The organism is Vibrio sp. BS-M-Sm-2 (genome assembly GCF_041504345.1).
Taxonomy (GTDB): Bacteria; Pseudomonadota; Gammaproteobacteria; order Enterobacterales; family Vibrionaceae; genus Vibrio; species Vibrio satsumensis.
Genome location: NZ_CP167895.1, coordinates 1,456,459 through 1,473,362 on the forward strand (window position 1 = coordinate 1,456,459; position 16,904 = coordinate 1,473,362).

The 16,904-nt window shown below is 42.7% G+C and carries 11 protein-coding genes and 1 pseudogene; 6 read left to right on the forward strand and 6 right to left on the reverse strand.

Features of this window, described 5'->3' with window-relative positions:
* The first annotated feature begins 11 nt into the window (after positions 1–11).
* The 3 genes and pseudogenes from AB8613_RS22455 to AB8613_RS22465 all read left to right on the forward strand — a co-directional run bounded on the left by AB8613_RS22455 (position 12) and on the right by AB8613_RS22465 (position 3,597).
* Positions 12–2,158 (forward strand): annotated as a pseudogene (locus AB8613_RS22455) (TonB-dependent hemoglobin/transferrin/lactoferrin family receptor).
* A gap of 90 nt (positions 2,159–2,248) precedes the next feature.
* Entirely contained in the window at positions 2,249–2,758 is a 510-nt protein-coding gene (locus AB8613_RS22460) for a helix-turn-helix domain-containing protein (protein ID WP_146492455.1), read from the forward strand.
* A complete protein-coding gene (locus AB8613_RS22465; RefSeq protein WP_327784266.1) occupies positions 2,755–3,597 on the forward strand; it encodes an IS3 family transposase in 843 nt (280 codons plus the stop codon). The genes AB8613_RS22460 and AB8613_RS22465 overlap by 4 nt, the downstream gene beginning before the upstream one ends.
* A gap of 329 nt (positions 3,598–3,926) precedes the next feature.
* Here the strand turns inward: AB8613_RS22465 and galE are convergent, their stop codons facing one another.
* The 4 genes from galE to AB8613_RS22485 all read right to left on the reverse strand — a co-directional run bounded on the left by galE (position 3,927) and on the right by AB8613_RS22485 (position 9,588).
* Positions 3,927–4,940: a UDP-glucose 4-epimerase GalE gene (gene galE, locus AB8613_RS22470; RefSeq protein WP_061016972.1), complete on the reverse strand. Its 1,014-nt coding sequence runs from the start codon at positions 4,938–4,940 to the stop codon at positions 3,927–3,929.
* Positions 4,941–5,025: 85 nt separating this feature from the next.
* On the reverse strand, positions 5,026–6,999 hold the full coding sequence (locus tag AB8613_RS22475; RefSeq protein ID WP_372385066.1) for a diguanylate cyclase: 1,974 nt from the start codon (positions 6,997–6,999) through the stop codon (positions 5,026–5,028).
* On the reverse strand, positions 6,999–7,535 hold the full coding sequence (locus tag AB8613_RS22480; RefSeq protein ID WP_146491586.1) for a YfiR family protein: 537 nt from the start codon (positions 7,533–7,535) through the stop codon (positions 6,999–7,001). Before AB8613_RS22480 ends, AB8613_RS22475 begins: the two co-directional genes overlap by 1 nt.
* A complete protein-coding gene (locus AB8613_RS22485) occupies positions 7,525–9,588 on the reverse strand; it encodes a TonB-dependent receptor plug domain-containing protein (protein WP_372385067.1) in 2,064 nt (687 codons plus the stop codon). The genes AB8613_RS22480 and AB8613_RS22485 overlap by 11 nt, the downstream gene beginning before the upstream one ends.
* A gap of 169 nt (positions 9,589–9,757) precedes the next feature.
* Here AB8613_RS22485 and AB8613_RS22490 point away from each other — a divergent pair, with 169 nt between their 5' ends.
* The 3 genes from AB8613_RS22490 (at position 9,758) to AB8613_RS22500 (ending at position 12,346) form a co-directional block, all read left to right on the forward strand.
* Positions 9,758–10,501, forward strand: coding sequence for a 5-oxoprolinase subunit PxpA (locus tag AB8613_RS22490; protein WP_017095551.1), 744 nt, complete (start codon positions 9,758–9,760; stop codon positions 10,499–10,501).
* A 134-nt stretch (positions 10,502–10,635) separates the two neighbouring features.
* Entirely contained in the window at positions 10,636–11,403 is a 768-nt protein-coding gene (locus tag AB8613_RS22495; RefSeq protein WP_372385068.1) for an allophanate hydrolase subunit 1, read from the forward strand.
* On the forward strand, positions 11,396–12,346 hold the full coding sequence (locus AB8613_RS22500; RefSeq protein ID WP_372385069.1) for a biotin-dependent carboxyltransferase family protein: 951 nt from the start codon (positions 11,396–11,398) through the stop codon (positions 12,344–12,346). The genes AB8613_RS22495 and AB8613_RS22500 overlap by 8 nt, the downstream gene beginning before the upstream one ends.
* A 131-nt stretch (positions 12,347–12,477) precedes the next feature.
* Here AB8613_RS22500 and AB8613_RS22505 read toward each other — a convergent pair whose 3' ends face one another.
* Positions 12,478–13,932: an FAD-dependent oxidoreductase gene (locus AB8613_RS22505; RefSeq protein WP_372385070.1), complete on the reverse strand. Its 1,455-nt coding sequence runs from the start codon at positions 13,930–13,932 to the stop codon at positions 12,478–12,480.
* 532 nt (positions 13,933–14,464) lie between these two features.
* On the reverse strand, positions 14,465–16,903 hold the full coding sequence (locus tag AB8613_RS22510; protein ID WP_372385071.1) for an ABC transporter permease: 2,439 nt from the start codon (positions 16,901–16,903) through the stop codon (positions 14,465–14,467).
* Position 16,904 lies beyond the last annotated feature (1 nt).

Sequence of the window (16,904 nt, forward strand, 5' to 3'; positions counted from 1 at the left end):
GTAACTATCAGATGTATAAGCAATCCCTACTCTCTGCTTCAATCGTTTTAGCGCTTTCATCAACATCAGCCTTTGCTGACGATTATGCCCTATTTGACGAGGTTGTTGTATCGGCAACTCGTACGAATCAAACACTTATCAATACTGCGGCTTCTGTTACTGTCATCTCGGATAAGCAAATTGAAGAGAACATGGCGAAAGATGTGAATGAAATCTTCGAATACACTCCGGGTGTAACGATGAATTCAAGCTCTCGCCAAGGCGCACAGACTATCAACATTCGTGGCATGGAAGGTAAACGCGTTAAGATTTTAGTCGATGGCTCTTCTCAGCCAGGTTCATTTGATGGTGGTCCATACGCATTTATCAATTCTAGCGGTATTTCAATCGATCCCGACATGCTTAAAAGTGTCGAAATTATCAAAGGTGCTGCTTCAAGTTTACACGGAAGTGATGCTATTGGCGGTGTTGTTGCCTTTGAAACTAAAGACCCTTCTGATTTCTTGAAAGATGGCGAAGACTTCGGTGGCCAAGCGAAACTGTCTTACTCTTCAGAAGATAACTCTTTCAGTGAGCACGTTGCATTAGCTAATCGATTTGGTGACTTAGAAACATTGGTTGCCTACACTCGCCGTGACGGTGAAGAGCTTCAAAACTTCCGCGACTCTAATAACTTAGAGAATTACGCAGTAGAAGATCAAGACACATCAGCCGATAACCTATTGGTAAAATTGCAATATCAATTGAATGAAAGCCATCGTATTGAGTTTCTAGCTGAACTAATCAAAGATACTTCAGACTCTGACATTTATCACTCAAGCTACGATAGCTACACGGGTGCAGATGATACAGAGCAAAATCGATTTGCGATTAAACACATTTGGTTCGCTGATGGCGCAATTGCCGATACCGTGACCAGTAAAGTGTCGTACATTTCCAAAGAAGAAAATGGTGTGACGAAACGCTTTAAACCCGCAGGTCCTGGTTTCCCCCTTATGTTCCTGCTAACAACGACAATCTTCAAACCAAAGATTACGAGTACACAGAAGATAAGCTTGAGATTGAAACGCAGTTAGATAAAGAGATTAACAACCATTACCTAGTTTATGGTGCGACATATACACACAGCGATATAAGCAACACGAATATGGAGTACAACTCTGATCCTGCTACTGATGATCAGCTTTATGTATACACTCCTGATGCTAAAGAGCAGAAGTTTGGTCTGTTTGTACAAGACGAAATTAGCCTTATGAACGACAAACTTGTTGTTACTCCAGGTGTTCGTTTCGATCACTTCTCTACAGACCCTGGTAAAAATACAGGTGAGTCACTTACGGACTTCTCTGATTCTGCGGTAACTGGACGCTTAGGCTCAACATACAAACTTACTGATACAGGCACCATTTTTGGCCAAATTAGCCAAGGCTTTAGAGCCCCTTCTTTCGATGAACTGTACTACACGTATGACAACCCAGGACATGGTTACGTAAACGATCCAAACCCGGATCTTAAGTCAGAAACCAGTATCTCTTATGAGCTAGGTTACCGTCATAATACACAGGCCTCATCGTCTGAGATTGCGGCTTACTACAGTGATTACGATGACTTCATCGAAACAGTGGTAACGAAAAAAGTTGGCGGAACTACACACTACTCTAACGTTAACTTAGATTCGGCAACAATTAAGGGTGTTGAATTCTCTAACACGTTACTATGGGATGTTTTGGTAGGTGCACCTAAGGGGATTTCAACTCACTTCGTTGCTTCATATACAGAAGGTGAAGACGGAAACGGTAATGCACTGAATAGTGTTAACCCTTGGAATGCTGTATTAGGTCTTAACTATGATGCACCAAACCAAAACTGGGGTACTAGCCTTAAATTAAACTATACGGCTGATAAATCTGGTTCAGACATCAACTTTGATGATGAAAATGGCGGTAACGCTGGTCAAGCAGAGCTTCCAAGTGCAACAGTTGTTGATTTAACGGCTTACTACAAGCCTATCAAAGACTTAACGATTCGTGGTGGTGTGTTCAACCTAACAAACGAAGAATACTACCGTTGGAATGATGTTCGCGGAGATGATGAGCTTTACAAAGAAAACTCTCAAGCGGAAAGAAACTATGGTATTTCAGCTAAATACGAATTCTAATTCGTTAAAAAACTGAACTGCAGATACTAAAAAGCCAGCTAAATTGAACTGACCCCCAATAGTTGGACACCAATTATTGGGGGTCTTTTTATGTCCAAATATAGCCGAGAGCTAAAATGTATCATTGCTAAGCAATACTTAGATGGCACGTCATCTCTCTACTTAGCAAAACAATATTCAATTTCTTCAAGACAGATACGGTATTGGGCTCAAGTCTTTGCCATCCATGGTACTGATTCATTTTTACCAACTAACCATGCGGCTACTGCTCAGACAAAACGAAAAGCATTGAATTTAATGTGGACGAATGAATGGTCTCTCACGCACACTAGCGCAGTATTAAACCTCTCATCCCCTGGGATACTCTCAGTCTGGCTCAAACGATTTAATGAGCTCGGTATCAAAGGGCTCAAAATGCGCCAGAAAGGAAGACCCTCAATGAAACAGCAACCTCAACGTACCACTAAGCCTGATAATGAAATGACGCTTGAGGAGCTAAAAGAGGAGTTGGTTTACTTACGAACCGAGAATGCCGTTCTAAAAAAGTTGGAAGAGTTGGAGCAGGAAAAAAACCGTCGAACAAAGAAAAAGCGGTCATAGCTCTAACTCTTAAAGGCAAGTACCCGTTGAAGCACTTACTGCACACTCTACAGCTGGCAAAAAGTGTCTTTTATTATCAGGCTCAAACGAGCAAGCGCCCAAATAGCTACGAACGTGAGCTGCGGTTGATAAAGTCAATTTATCATGAGCATAAGGGCCGATACGGCTACCGCCGTATTCACTTGGAATTAAAAAATCAGGGGTTCGTGCTTAACCACAAAACGGTTCAAAGGCTTATGGCTCAGCTCAACCTTAAATCGACGGTCAGGATTAAAAAGTATCGTTCATACCGAGGAGAGTCTGGAACAGCTGCTCCCAACGTGCTTGAAAGAGATTTTAGTGCGACTCAACCCGACGAAAAGTGGGTAACTGATGTCACGGAGTTCAAAGTCAAAGAGCAGAAAGTATACTTGTCTCCCGTTGTCGACTTGTTTACTCAGGAAGTGGTTGCTTATAGAGTGGCCAAAAGTGCCTGCTTGCCGCTAGTCACGGATATGCTGACGGAAGCCATATCAAAGCTTAAACCCAACTCAAAGCCAATTATACATAGCGATCAAGGTTGGCAATATCGCCATCGACAGTATCAAAAAAAGGTAGCGGAGAGTGGGTTAACACAAAGCATGTCGAGAAAAGGTAACTGCTTGGATAATGCGGTTGCTGAAAACTTTTTTGCTTTACTCAAAACAGAGATGTATCACAACCAAAGCTTTGAAGATGCAGATGCTCTGATAGAGCAAATTAAAGAATACATCGAGTACTACAATACCAAACGTATAAAAGTGAAACTAAAAGGCCTGACTCCGATAGAATATCGAACTCAGGCCTTGAAAGCCGCTTAACAGAAATGTCCAACTTTACGGGGTCACTTCAAATGCTGGCTTTTATTATTTCACTAAAAATTGTATCAAAAAGGGGTAAGTGAAATTACTTCTCTGCCATTTCTTTCTTAACCATTACTGCAGCAGCAATGATAAAAGTGATGATTAGGCCTAGTTCCATGATTAACTCCAAAGAAAATTAACATTAAACATATAATTCGCAAGCATGATAACAACAACCGATACAGAATGATACTTTTTAACCGCTAATTCAGTTTTTATTCGATTTAGATCAAAAAAGATGCTCTAAAGCATCTTTTTGTACATTAACCATTCATGAAACAACTCGGTTAGCCAGGAAAACCATCAGGGTTGGTTGACTGCCAGCGCCATGTATCCTCGGTCATTTCAGTCAGTGTGCGTGTCGCATTCCAACCGAGTTCTTTTTGAGCTTTGGCTGGGTCTGCCCAACATTCAGCAATGTCACCCGGACGACGATCAACAAGTTGGTAAGGGATATCTTTGCCGCTCGCTTTTTCAAATGCTTTAACCATATCTAATACACTTGAACCGTTACCTGTACCAAGGTTGTAGATATGAAGACCGTCTTTACGCCCTACTTTCTCGAGCGCTGCAATGTGGCCGTCAGATAGATCCATTACATGGATGTAATCACGAACACCGGTCCCATCTTTTGTTGGGTAATCACTACCAAAGACAGATAGGAATTCACGTCGGCCCACTGCTACTTGAGAGACAAATGGCATTAAGTTATTTGGGATACCTTGCGGGTCTTCACCTAGCTCACCACTTGGATGTGAACCTACAGGGTTAAAGTAACGCAGCAGTGTAATACTCCAATCTGGATTGGCTTTTTGGAAATCGGTTAAACACTCTTCAACCATTAGCTTACTTCGACCGTAAGGGTTCGTCGCACTAGTTGGAAAATCTTCTGTGATAGGCACACTCGCAGGATCGCCGTACACCGTTGCTGAAGAACTGAATACTAAAGTTTTAACACCAGCGTCACGCATTGCATCAACAAGAACTAACGTGCCATTTACGTTATTGTCGTAGTATTCAAGAGGCTTTGCCACTGACTCACCGACTGCTTTAAGGCCTGCAAAATGGATAACCGCTTCGATGTTATGTTTCTTCATGGTTTCAGTTAAAAGCGCTTTATCACGAACGTCGCCTTCAATGAAGCTAGGGCGAACGCCAGATACCTTTTCGATACGCTCTAGAACGCTTGGTTTACTGTTGTACAAGCTATCAAAAAGTACAGGAGTCATACCTGCGTTAATCATCTGGATACTTGTATGGCTACCAATGTAACCCATGCCACCTGTAACTAGAACATTCATGTTTAGCAGACCTTTTAATTAAAAATACTCAACCTATCACTTATGATACAACAACTTAGGTTGAGGTCACAAATGCCTGAGGCAATTAACCATCATGAGAGAACACAAATTGCCCTTTTCCTTTGCGTTTCGCTTGGTACATCGCCTCATCAGCAATTCTCAGAATCACGTCAATATCGCGCTCAGAGCCATCAACTAAATGGATCCCCAAGCTTGCTCCAACATGAAGTGAGCTCTGTTTATAACTTACTTCTTGTCCAATAAGCTCTAACAATCGTTCAGCTAACTTAACCAACAAGGCTTTGTTTGTCTGTTTAATAATAAGAACGAATTCATCTCCCGACAAACGTGCAACCAAATCACCTGCCCGTACCTGAGATAACAGCCTATTTGATACTTGTTTGAGAATTGCGTCGCCCGCATCGTGTCCATAATTATCGTTAACGTGTTTAAAACCATCAAGATCCAAATAGATCACCGCAAAGAGCTGATTTGAATAATGACTAGAGGTTATGACATCATCCATCACCTTATACAGTTGAGCTCTATTGGCTAATCCTGTTAACGCGTCGTGATGAGCCAAGTGTTCGAGCCTCTCCATCTCTTTGACGTTAGATAAATCCGACAGCGTTAATACCATATCAAACTCATCTTTTTCATTGTCTGATGAAACTCTATTCACTTTGACAAACATTGGAATCAAGGTGCCAGACGCACTCTTCTCCCAGATTTCTCCTTGCCACTGGCCATAATTTTCCAATGAGCTACGAATAGTCGGCATTAATGAAGAGAATTGTTGCCAAGAAAATGCTTCAAATGGTGTTTTGTCCACCAGCAGATCGGCGTGATAACCGAGAAGTTGAGTCACAGCTGGGTTAACCATAGTAATTACGTTACACGAATTTAATACTATAAGCCCGTCTTTACTGTTCTCGAAAACACCTGCCGCAATACGTTGGCGGCTCATTGCTATCTCTATTTCAGTTATATCTTGTATTGCATAAAGTATACGGCCCTGTTTTGACAGCGAACGACTACTCACACGAAGCCAGCGCTTTGATTGAAATAGATCTGTGGTTTCAAGTAGTTCGTCATTGAGCTCAATATTGGCGTCGATGACGTCTTGTAAAAATCCTTTTTGCTTCGTTGTGATCAGCTCTTGGATCAACAAGTTGTCAAGAAACGCTTCTGAGCACTTAAAAATATCACGAGTGGCGACATTCGCATGAACGATGAGCCCTTTGTCGTCCACGACTAACAACGAGTGCTGAACGGTTTCAACCACTTCATTTGCGAATGATTTTTCTTCTTGTAATTTATCTAGCGTAAAATTGATTTGGTTATCGCGATGTTGAAGCCTTTCCAGCATGGTATTGAATGCGCGAACCAGATCCCCTATTTCATCACGGTTGGTTACGACTAATTTTGGTTGTTCTGATCGGCGCTCAACAAAGGCTTGCATCGCCTCATTGAGGTCAAACATCGGCTCGATAATCAAGCGTTGAACCAATTTGACCAATATTCCCCCTAATATCACCAGAAACAACAGGTAGACGGCTGCAACCTTGAAAATATTCGTTAAGATCGAATTAAACGTCTGTTTTGATATCGTCACTCTCAAGTTCGCGATAACAGCATCATCCAGAGTCACCGGAACAAGCAAAAAGATGAAATGTTCAGAGATGGCAAATTGATGATCCGCGATATCAATTAATTCATCAGCAGTCGGCCTTGGGATCAAGGTATTGCTCACTTGATAGTTAGCAAATAACTGCTCATTAGTGTCATAGAGCTTTACCCTCACAATATCTCTATCTGCAATGAACGCTGATAAAATCTCCTGAGCAGACGACTTATCTTCAAATAAGATTGCTGCTTGTAGGTTATATGCTACCCCTTGCGCCAATACCTTAACTCGCTGGATCAGGCTCTCTTTCTCTCGTTCAAAAGTGACAGTGTAATTAACTGATTGAATAGTGACGAAAGTAACCCCGATAAAGATAATAATCGGCAAGATCAGCTTGTTTTTAATCGATATATTATTAATGAAAGACAGCATTACTGGCCCTCCACTATAGCGATTCGTAACAAATTTGAACCGATGATATATTCACCACGTCTCGCGTTTGTTAAGTTGATTTTAGGTTTGAGCTTGTTATCAATGTGCGTTAACTCAATGATACCTCCCATATCCGTAAAGTTAGGAATATCACTGATCGTGACAGTATGGGGTGAGTGTGCATTGCTACTAAATTCGTTATTATCCAGATCAGATAGATAGGTGATATCACACTTAGGCGCCACCGATTGTTGAACTCGGATATCGAGTGAACGAATAGATTTCCCTTCTGTAATTGACGCTAGTACTTTGCTTACTTTTTTATCGCCAATAACGCAAAAGTTAACAACATTCATTGTGCTTTCGTCATTCCAACGAATAAAGTTCGCAATTCTAAACAGGTACACCGCTTTAACTTCATGCGGTTTGAAGCTAGCCGCCGATGTATTCCAAGGCACAATAAGCATAGTCAAAGCGGCAAGGCTTAATTTAGTGAAGCAGAGCTTAATGCGGTGCTTAAGCCATTTAGAATTCATGAGAGACCCTCACATACACCGACTCTTGATTGACGCTTTTCTGAGATGTGAATTCAGCTTGATAGCCGTCACTCTTACCTATGTTTTCAACAACCACTTCAATTAAAGGCGCTGCGGACGATTTTTTCCATGCGAGACGCGCATCAAAGGTTATTTCATGCGGGTAAGATTGCCATTCATATTGAGTGCCATCACCCGCTACCCAATAGTCTGGGTAATTCACATTAATGTACTGGCCTATCACATCGAATTGCCAACTATCGGTGATATTCCACATCAACTGTGCCGTAGCTAAATGTTCATTATCAATATCGTAATAAACACTCGTTTGAGGGCTAGATTTAGGGTCATCACCTTTATTTTCACCTTCTAGCGTTGTGTAAGCGTAGCTTAGGTAGCTGGTTAGATCTTCAGTTAGGTGATAACTCGCCCCCAACTCTAGCCCATAAGTTTTCGCTTTATAGTCGTCAGATAGCGCGCCGACATAGACATGATTTGCCGGGATATCGCTAGCGTCATAACTATGGAAGCGAAGGTTGTCATGTTCACTTAAATATATCGTCGCATCGAGCTCGAAGTTTGAATTGTTAGAATAGCGATATCCCATCTCAGCTGTAATGACACTCTCTGTTTCTAGGTTCGAGTCCGATTTATAGACATCGAGGTAACTGTCATTTGAATCGGCATAGTAACTGTTGAAGTAGTATGTGGAGTTTGAATCCATATAAGAAGGCGCAACGACCGCACGACTTAGTCCCGCCCAGACAGAGTGACGTTGATTTAACTTGTATAAACCGCGCAGTTGAGGTGAAAGTTCCGTCGAATCACTCTGTGTAAAGTGTTCTACCTTAGCGCCAACCGTAATAGATAGTGCTTCGGTCAATTGAATTTGAGATTGAACAAAAGCATTCGCAATATAGTCATTTGCTGATTTAATGTTATAAGCTCGACCGTAGTAATCTGGGTTATACCAATCGACGTCAGAAACTTGGCTTGAAGAGAAGTCGAGATACATGTATCGCAATCCACCGCCGAGTGTCATTTGATGGTTTACCGATAACTGGCTGATATAGGTAGAGTCAAAATCGATGGTGGAATAGCTTCCCGGGGCGTCTGGCGCATTGTCCTCATTATACTCTCCCCATAGCGAATACGAGAGTGTCGAATTTTCTTCAAAATGAAGGGAGTCGTTAAATTGGACGTAAAAAGATTGACTCTTGTTATCGAAATCATTGGATTCTGATTCGACAAACGATCCTGAGTTGTCATACTGGAACGTGTACAGCTCAGACTCATAAAAGCTTTTTTCACCGCCTATACGTAATGACCAACTTTCATTGGTATTGCTCGGTTGAAACACCATACCAGCAGTTTGCGCTTTCCATTTTTCAGATTCGTTTGTGCGATACGTTGGTTCTTCTCGGTACTTATAAAACGCACGAGCGTTCACATTGTCGTTCAAGCTTAAGCCCTGACGAACGCTAAACTCATAGTTATCCGTATTAGAAGCGACACCAGAGAGATAAGTCCCCTGTGTATCATTAGCAGACTTAGTAATGATATTTACGACGCCGTTGACAGCATTGCCTCCCCAAATTGTACCACCCGGCCCTTTTAGTACTTCGATTCGGTCAATATCAGCGAGTACGTAATCAACGTCGGACCAATAAGTTCCACCATAGACAGGGCTAAATAGGCTCCGCCCATCCATCATCACCAACATTTTGTTATAGAGACCGTCATGAAATCCTCTTGTAGAGACAAACCAAGATGTTTCATTGAATTTAGTAACTTTTAAACCCGGTACGAGTTTTAAAACTTCGGCGATACTTTTTGCACCGCTGCGCTGAATTCGCTCGTTTGAAAGTACATACACAGACGAGGGAATATCTGTGAGTTTTTGAGTAACCTTAGATGCTGTTTCCATTTCAACATCTAACATAGATAGCTCTTCAAGGCTCATTGACATGAGTTGATCTAGAGAGTTTTCCTGAGCCATTACACAAGCTGGTGTGGTCAATGCTAATCCTAAGCAAACTGGTCGGGAAATCATACGCTCACCTAATATACAGACAAATATTAATGTTTTTATTGATAATAGACTATATATGAAATGCTGTACTAATAAATTCATAACCGCAAAACTTTGAGTTAGGTCACTGTTTAATTCTGTCATTTATACGAACGTCTTTAGATACAACAACGTAAAGGATTAACACCACGTGACAACGAAGATTCTGCTTAATTGCGACATGGGAGAAAGTTTCGGTAACTGGAAGATGGGCGATGATGAATCTGTCATGGAATGGGTTGATATGGCGAACATTGCTTGTGGTTTTCACGCTTCCGATCCGCACGTTATGTCCAAGACCATTAAACTGGCTCAGCACTATCATACTCAAATTGGTGCTCACCCCGGTTATCAAGATTTAGTTGGTTTTGGACGTCGCTCTATCCCCCATACCATGGATGAAATCAGTGAACTGGTTTGCTATCAAGTCGGTGCACTACAAGCGCTTTGCCGCTATCACCATACCTCTGTCGGCTACGTGAAACCTCATGGTGCCCTTTACAACGATATGATGGCAAATATCGATGTGTTCAACGCTGTTGCCCAAGCGGTCGCTGAGTTTAATATCCCCTTGATGATTCTCTCTTCATCAGACAATCAGCAATACTTGGATATTGCTGACGATCACGACTTGCCACTCTTATTTGAAGCATTTGCCGATCGTGCCTATTTAAATAACGGACAGTTATCACCGCGAACTCAAAAAGGCTCGGTTTACGTCAATCAAGACGACATCTACAACCAAGTCATGCAAATCATTAACTATGGTTCTGTCACGACCATTGAAGGTGAAAGGCTACCCATTGAAGCGGATACCATCTGTGTCCATGGCGATAACCCTCAATCCATCGCATTAATTAGAAAAATCAGACAAGACCTCAATGCTTTTAACTAGCGCGTGTGATGTGTAGGGCGCACGGCTTAATCGCTTGCCTAACCAATAACTCATAAAATCTAGTTCCTGGACACGGAAGTTAGACACGCCAAGTAATCAAACCAAAGCTAAGCAAACAAACGTATGGAAACGAAATGACGACGAATCAGATTGAATTCAATATAGTGCCAGTCGCAGAATGTAGTATCTTGGTCACCTTGACGCTATCGCCTTCAAATAAACAATCTAGTGCTGAATATGCGCAGTACATGGCTCACTTTTCCGATGCTATTCGCCAAAACTTAGCATCAGTGTTGATGAATGTGACACCGGCTTACCACACCGTTCTGGTGGACTACTTGCCTTATCGAATTTCAGAACATCAGTTCATTCAACAACTCAATGATTTGTTAAATCACTCTCTATCGTCTTTCTCTAATGTGAGTAACACTCGTAATACTATTGATCTTCCTGCCTATTATTCACCCGAAACGGCGCTCGATCTAGACAGGTATCAAGACAAAGGCCTGTCTCTGGACGATATTATTCAATACCACACCTCACAGACATACAGCGTCAGTGCGATTGGGTTTACGCCTGGCTTTGCGTTTATGTCTGATGTGGTTAATGAGCTTGCTTTGCCCCGTCATTCCACACCCCGCTTAAATGTACCGAAAGGCAGTATCGCCATCGCGGATACAAAAACGGCTGTGTACCCTTCGGATTCACCGGGTGGCTGGAATATTATTGGCAATTGCCCGCTGCCGTTGTTTGAGCACAGCCAATTGAAGAACGCTGGTAACACGCAAACGCCACGATCACTACTTAATGTCGGTGACACCGTTCGTTTCACCGCGATATCAAAACAAGAATTTATTGAGCTTAGGTTTATGGCGATTAGTGGAGGTGCCGTTAATGGTTAAAACAATAGCTAAACCAACACTGACAGTGATTAAGCCCGGACCGTTGAGTCTAATTCAAGACTTTGGGCGATTTGGTGTTGCTCACCTTGGATTGACACAAGGAGGTCCGGTTGATGATTACTCTTATAGCTGGGCCAATCACTTATTGGGAAACCCAGTAAACCGAGCGGTATTGGAAATTACGCTTGGGCAATGTGCGTTGCGAATCGATTTTGATTGCGAAATGGCATTATGTGGTGGCGATTTACAAGCTAAGCTCGATGGTAAACCACTGTCTAACTGGCGTACTTTTCAAGCTTTCGAAGGGCAAGTTCTTTCATTTGGTTTACCTAAAAATGGTCTAAGGGCGTATTTAGCCGTTAAGGGTGGCTTCGATGTTCCATTAACTCTTCATAGCTGTTCTACAGTGACTCGTGAAAAGATTGGTGGATTAACACAAGATGGAGAGCCATGCCAGCAAGGGCAACAAATAGCTTTTACCCAACACCAACTATCTCGCCCATTTAAAGCACTGAGTGTCACCTTCCGATACACACCTAATTACAACCTACCCGTGAACCTACGAGTTATTGAAGGTTATCAAAGCGAGCTATTCTCGAAGTCAGCAAAAGAGACTTTGTATAACGCACAGTATCACGTTGATCAAAACTCTAATCGGATGGGCTATCGACTTAGTGGCGACCCAGTCGCCTCGCCTGAGGTTTCGCTTTTGTCAGAAGGTATCGCCTTGGGCTCTATTCAAATCCCCCAAGATGGGCAGCCTATCGTGTTGCTAAATGATAGGCAGACCATTGGTGGTTACCCGAAGATTGGTTGCGTCGCGAGAATCGACTTACCACGCTTAGCACAAGCCAAACCTGGACATGAAATATCGTTTAGTAAAGGCGACAGGCTGGGCTTACAAGATGTATGGTGTCAGTGGGCGCAATTTTTCGGTTATTGATGCGCACCTTTAGATAAATGCCACTCGATCAAGACGTATAAACTAAAAGTCCAGCTTACTGTTGGCAGCAAGCTGGACTGTGCTTTTGGCAAGACAATCGCGATTTAAGCGCTAGGCGAATTAGCGTAATTTTAACCGTGTTCTTGCCCTGATACCTTAGCAAGAGCATTTGGGTATCCGCGCTCTTGAGTTAAACCTATCGCTCTATTTTCAATATCACCCAACTTAAGTGACAGCGTCACTGGGTGGGTCTCTTCAATCGAAACAGCCTCCGCAATATCAAACCATTGCTCAGCAACTTTTTGCGCCGCCTCTAACGTTGAAGACGCTTTTACTACTTCAAGTCGAGCATAGCGATCACCACAGAATGAAACGTCTGAAGCTCGTAAGCTAGGATCGGTTCCCGGAATCTGTTGAGCACCGAACAACGGCTTGCCGCCCACCTGTGCAGAGAGAAAACTTGGAATGAACTGAGACATATGCTTTATTGCAGCACGAGTTCTTAATTCAAGCTGCTCTTCACTCCAACCCGATACGATTTTCTTAAGAAGCTTCGAAGGTAACTGTGGCTGTGACGAATCTGTTGATGAAGAAACAAGACCACCCTCAAACAGAGTAATCCCTTCTGTCATACCGTGAAGTTGGAACACACCATCAGCATACGGCGTTAATTGGGCCATGCCTTGCGGTGTGCCTCTAGGACCATGGAAGATAACCTCTGGCCACTCTTCCTTACATTGTTGTGAAGATGGCCACTCTGTAACGTATGCAGCTTTAAACTCAACAAGTCTTTGCTGCTTAGAGCCAACAAAGTCGTCCACGATACCCGTTTCAAATCCACTCGCATTGATCAAGTAATCGGTCGTTAGTTGGCAACTTTGGTTTTCGGCGTCTGTATAAGTCAAAGTCCAAGCTTGGCCTGTCGACTCAACAGATTGTAATCGGCTGTTGGTTAACACAGTACAGTTTGCTTGTTGCCCCAAAGAGAGTTGAGCGGTTGCAGATAAGCGGAATACGCTCCAACCATACTCTTGAACCATAGCAACAGGATACTTAAGGGTTTCTAAATCGGTATGTTTGGCAAAAGGAATACACCAATCATCAAGCGATGTGGGTTTCAGAGGCTGTGTTTTCGCAGAAAGCGCTAATAAATCTTGTTTGCTGTACAGCTTGTAATACTCTTCCGGATCACCAAGCACTTGGTTGCTTTTATCTTGTTTAACAAGCTCGGCATAAGCGTTCTTGATTATCTTAAGGCGAGGAAGTAGATCCAACGGTTCTCCACCATCACTGTGCGGAACCGCGATGATTGTAGGACGAATATTGATCGTATGAGGGAACAAGCGGACGGTATCAATTGACTGCGTGAGTAACTGAAGACACTGCTCTACAGAAATATCTCGATACAAATTGCCGCCAGCGTGCAAGTGGCAAATGGGTGGCCCATTAACCAAACTTGGCCCTTTTTCCAAGATAATGACCTTAAAACCCAGCTCACTAAAATGAATAGCGCTCGTGGTTCCGGCAATACCACCACCAACAATGGCAATAGAAGGTTGATTTGTATCCGTTTTGTTGTGGTTCATCGTGTTCTGTAGAATAAGATTAACTGCCGCTATTCTACTTTTGTTCTGAGATGAATTAAAACACATTTTTATCAAGGTCTTAGATAGGCGGGATTTAATATCTATGTAAAAAACATAAATAACCTCTTGACTCAATAACTCCAGATAGAGTTTTGAAGGTTATTCTAACAGTCAAATTTGTCCTAAGTGACGCCACATAAAGGCTGCCTAAGTACTCTTAAAACATAGAGGTTAACTTATCCCTAAAGTTATCCACCGTTTTTGTGGATAACTGTTGATAACGTTCTTGCTAAGTTGCGCAAACCCTTTGTTTACAGGGACTAACCACTGTTCATTAAATCGGCATTATTGCGCAATTAGTTTTAAAAAATACTAAAAAGTTGGAAAATAAAGGTGAGATATTTGCTAGTTGTGCTACGCATTGGTCAAATAAAAAACGGTCTAAAGCGACGCCTTATAAATAGTGCATGACTAAATACAAATAATCTCACTTTTAAACCGTTTTAAGCATTTGGTTAGATCACGCTAACGACTAACCAAAATCCTTGTTTACTGGTGCCAATAGACGTTTTATCAAGCTGTTCACCACTGCGGCCAATGTTATAAATGTTAGCACAGGTAGCATCACCCAAAGCATCGGGTGGAGTGAAGGTTCTAGTTCGAAGCCAAAGTTCATTACCCCTGCGACACTGAGCTCAGAACCGAGCGCAGCAATTGAGCCTGCCACTAATGCCATTAAACCGTACTCACACCAAATGGTATTGAGAATGCGTTTCTTACTTGCGCCTAACGTTCGGTATAAACGTATTTCTTGTTGTCTTTGAGATAAGCTCAATCTCAACAAAGTAAAGATAAGCAACAGCCCCGCAACCACACCTAACGCCGCAAGTACCGTTATCGACCAAACAATCTGTTTGAGCAACTCTTGGATCTTGCTGCCCATCTTACGAATATCCATCAAACTCACGGTTGGGTGATTTCGAGAGAGTTCGTTGAGCATTTGATTGTGTCGCTCTTCTAATCTAAAGCTCACTAGCCAAGTAGAAGGAATAAAGCTCAAAACATCTGGCGTAAATATGAAGTAGAAGTTCGGCTTCATTTCTCGCCACTCTACTTTACGGATGCTGTTAACCTTGGCTGATACATTTTGACTGTTGATGGTAAAAGCAAGTTCATCTCCAATTTTCAGACCTAGCTGCTCAGCCACGTCAGATTCAACAGATACGCCCTGCTCCTGCGTCCATTTGCCTTCAAGCACTTCATTGTACTCGGGCAAGCTATCTCCCCATGTGAAGTTGATTTCGCGACTTAGAGCATCAGTCCGCTCTGATGTGTCGCTATACTCAGATGCTTCGACACTATTGATAGTCGTCAATCGTCCACGAATGATTGGGAATGCTTGAGTACGTTCGACTTCATTTTCATCAATGGTTGCAAGGTAACTGTCTTTCTCATAGCTTGCAATGTTAAGTGCAAACGCGTTGGGCGCATTCTCGGGCAAGGTTTGTTGCCAATCTGACAGTAGATCGCTTCTCACCAACCAAATGATCGATAGCAGCATCAAAGATAGCGCTAAAGAACCAAATTGAATCCCTGTTGCTAATGGTGTGCGATTAATTCGGCTTAATGCCAAACGCATAGATGTCGTTGTCGGCAGCTTGCCAACTAAACGCAGAACAAACGTACTGACAATCGCGAGCACTAAGAACAGGCAAGCGATACCCGCTAGAACTATCCATACCAATAGATTGTCGCCATACATCAGCATCATTGGAATAATCGGTACCAGTAACAACAAGTATTTCTTGTAGCTTTCATTGGACTGATGACTTGATTGAATAACGCTGATTGCAGAAGTGTTGACCAAGCCAATTAACGGAATACCCAGAGCAGGAACACCAATTAAGATGCTTGATAAAATAGCCAAGATAGCAGGTTCAATACCATAGCTAGGAAGTGGCGTTGGTAATAAGTCGCCCAGAGGTATACGAAGCAAAAACTCTAAGCCGATACCGATGGTAATTCCCAGTACTGCACCGATAACCACTAACAGAGATACCTGTACTGACAACCATTTAACGATCCACTGCTTGCTTGCTCCCAAACTCTTAAGCATCGCGATGGTTTTGCGACGACTCGCAACATAATGTTGGCACGTGAGTACCAAAGTGGTCGCAGCCATGATCACAACGATAGCAACGGTTAACGAAAGATATTGAGTTGTGCTTTCGAACATGTCGTTGGTACGACTGGCTGAATCTTGAGTACGCCAGCGATCGCTTGGTGTTAATTCTATACTCTCTTGCGCGGCTTTCAGTTTTGTATCATCACCGTTTAGAAACAGCCTAAAACTAACACGACTGCCCGGTTGAATCGCTCCAGTGGCCTCGATATCGCTGGTATGAATTAGCACAGCAGGCATTTGTTGGAATGGGTTAAAGCTCAAACCTGGTTCTTGTTTGATTCGCCCAGTTATCGTTAAATCGGCATCGCCAATAGTGACATCGTCACCAATCTCAACCTCTAACTGTGCGAATATTCGCTCGTCTAACCAAAGTTCACCCGGCTTCACATGGTTACTGGATGCTTTATCTGCACCCTCTAAGATCATCTCACCGCGTAAAGGGTAATTACTTTCAACCGCTTTCACCGTCACTAACTGCATCGAGTTGTCACTGAATGCCATGGTTGAAAAACGAGTCAACTGAGAGCTTTCAAATTGCTCAACTTTAGTGAGGTCTAATAAGGATTGCGGGATTGGGTTTGCTGAGATAAACACACTATCGGCAGTAAGCGCATCTTTGCCTTGTTTAACAATCACCTGCTCCATACGTTCGGCCAATGCCGACAATGCAAAAACACACGCAATGATCAGTGTTAGTGCTATGGAAACTGGCCACAACTGACCGTGTCGAATCTCTTCGACACTCCATGAGAACAGGCGTTTGTTCAGTCCGTTTGATGAATTCAAT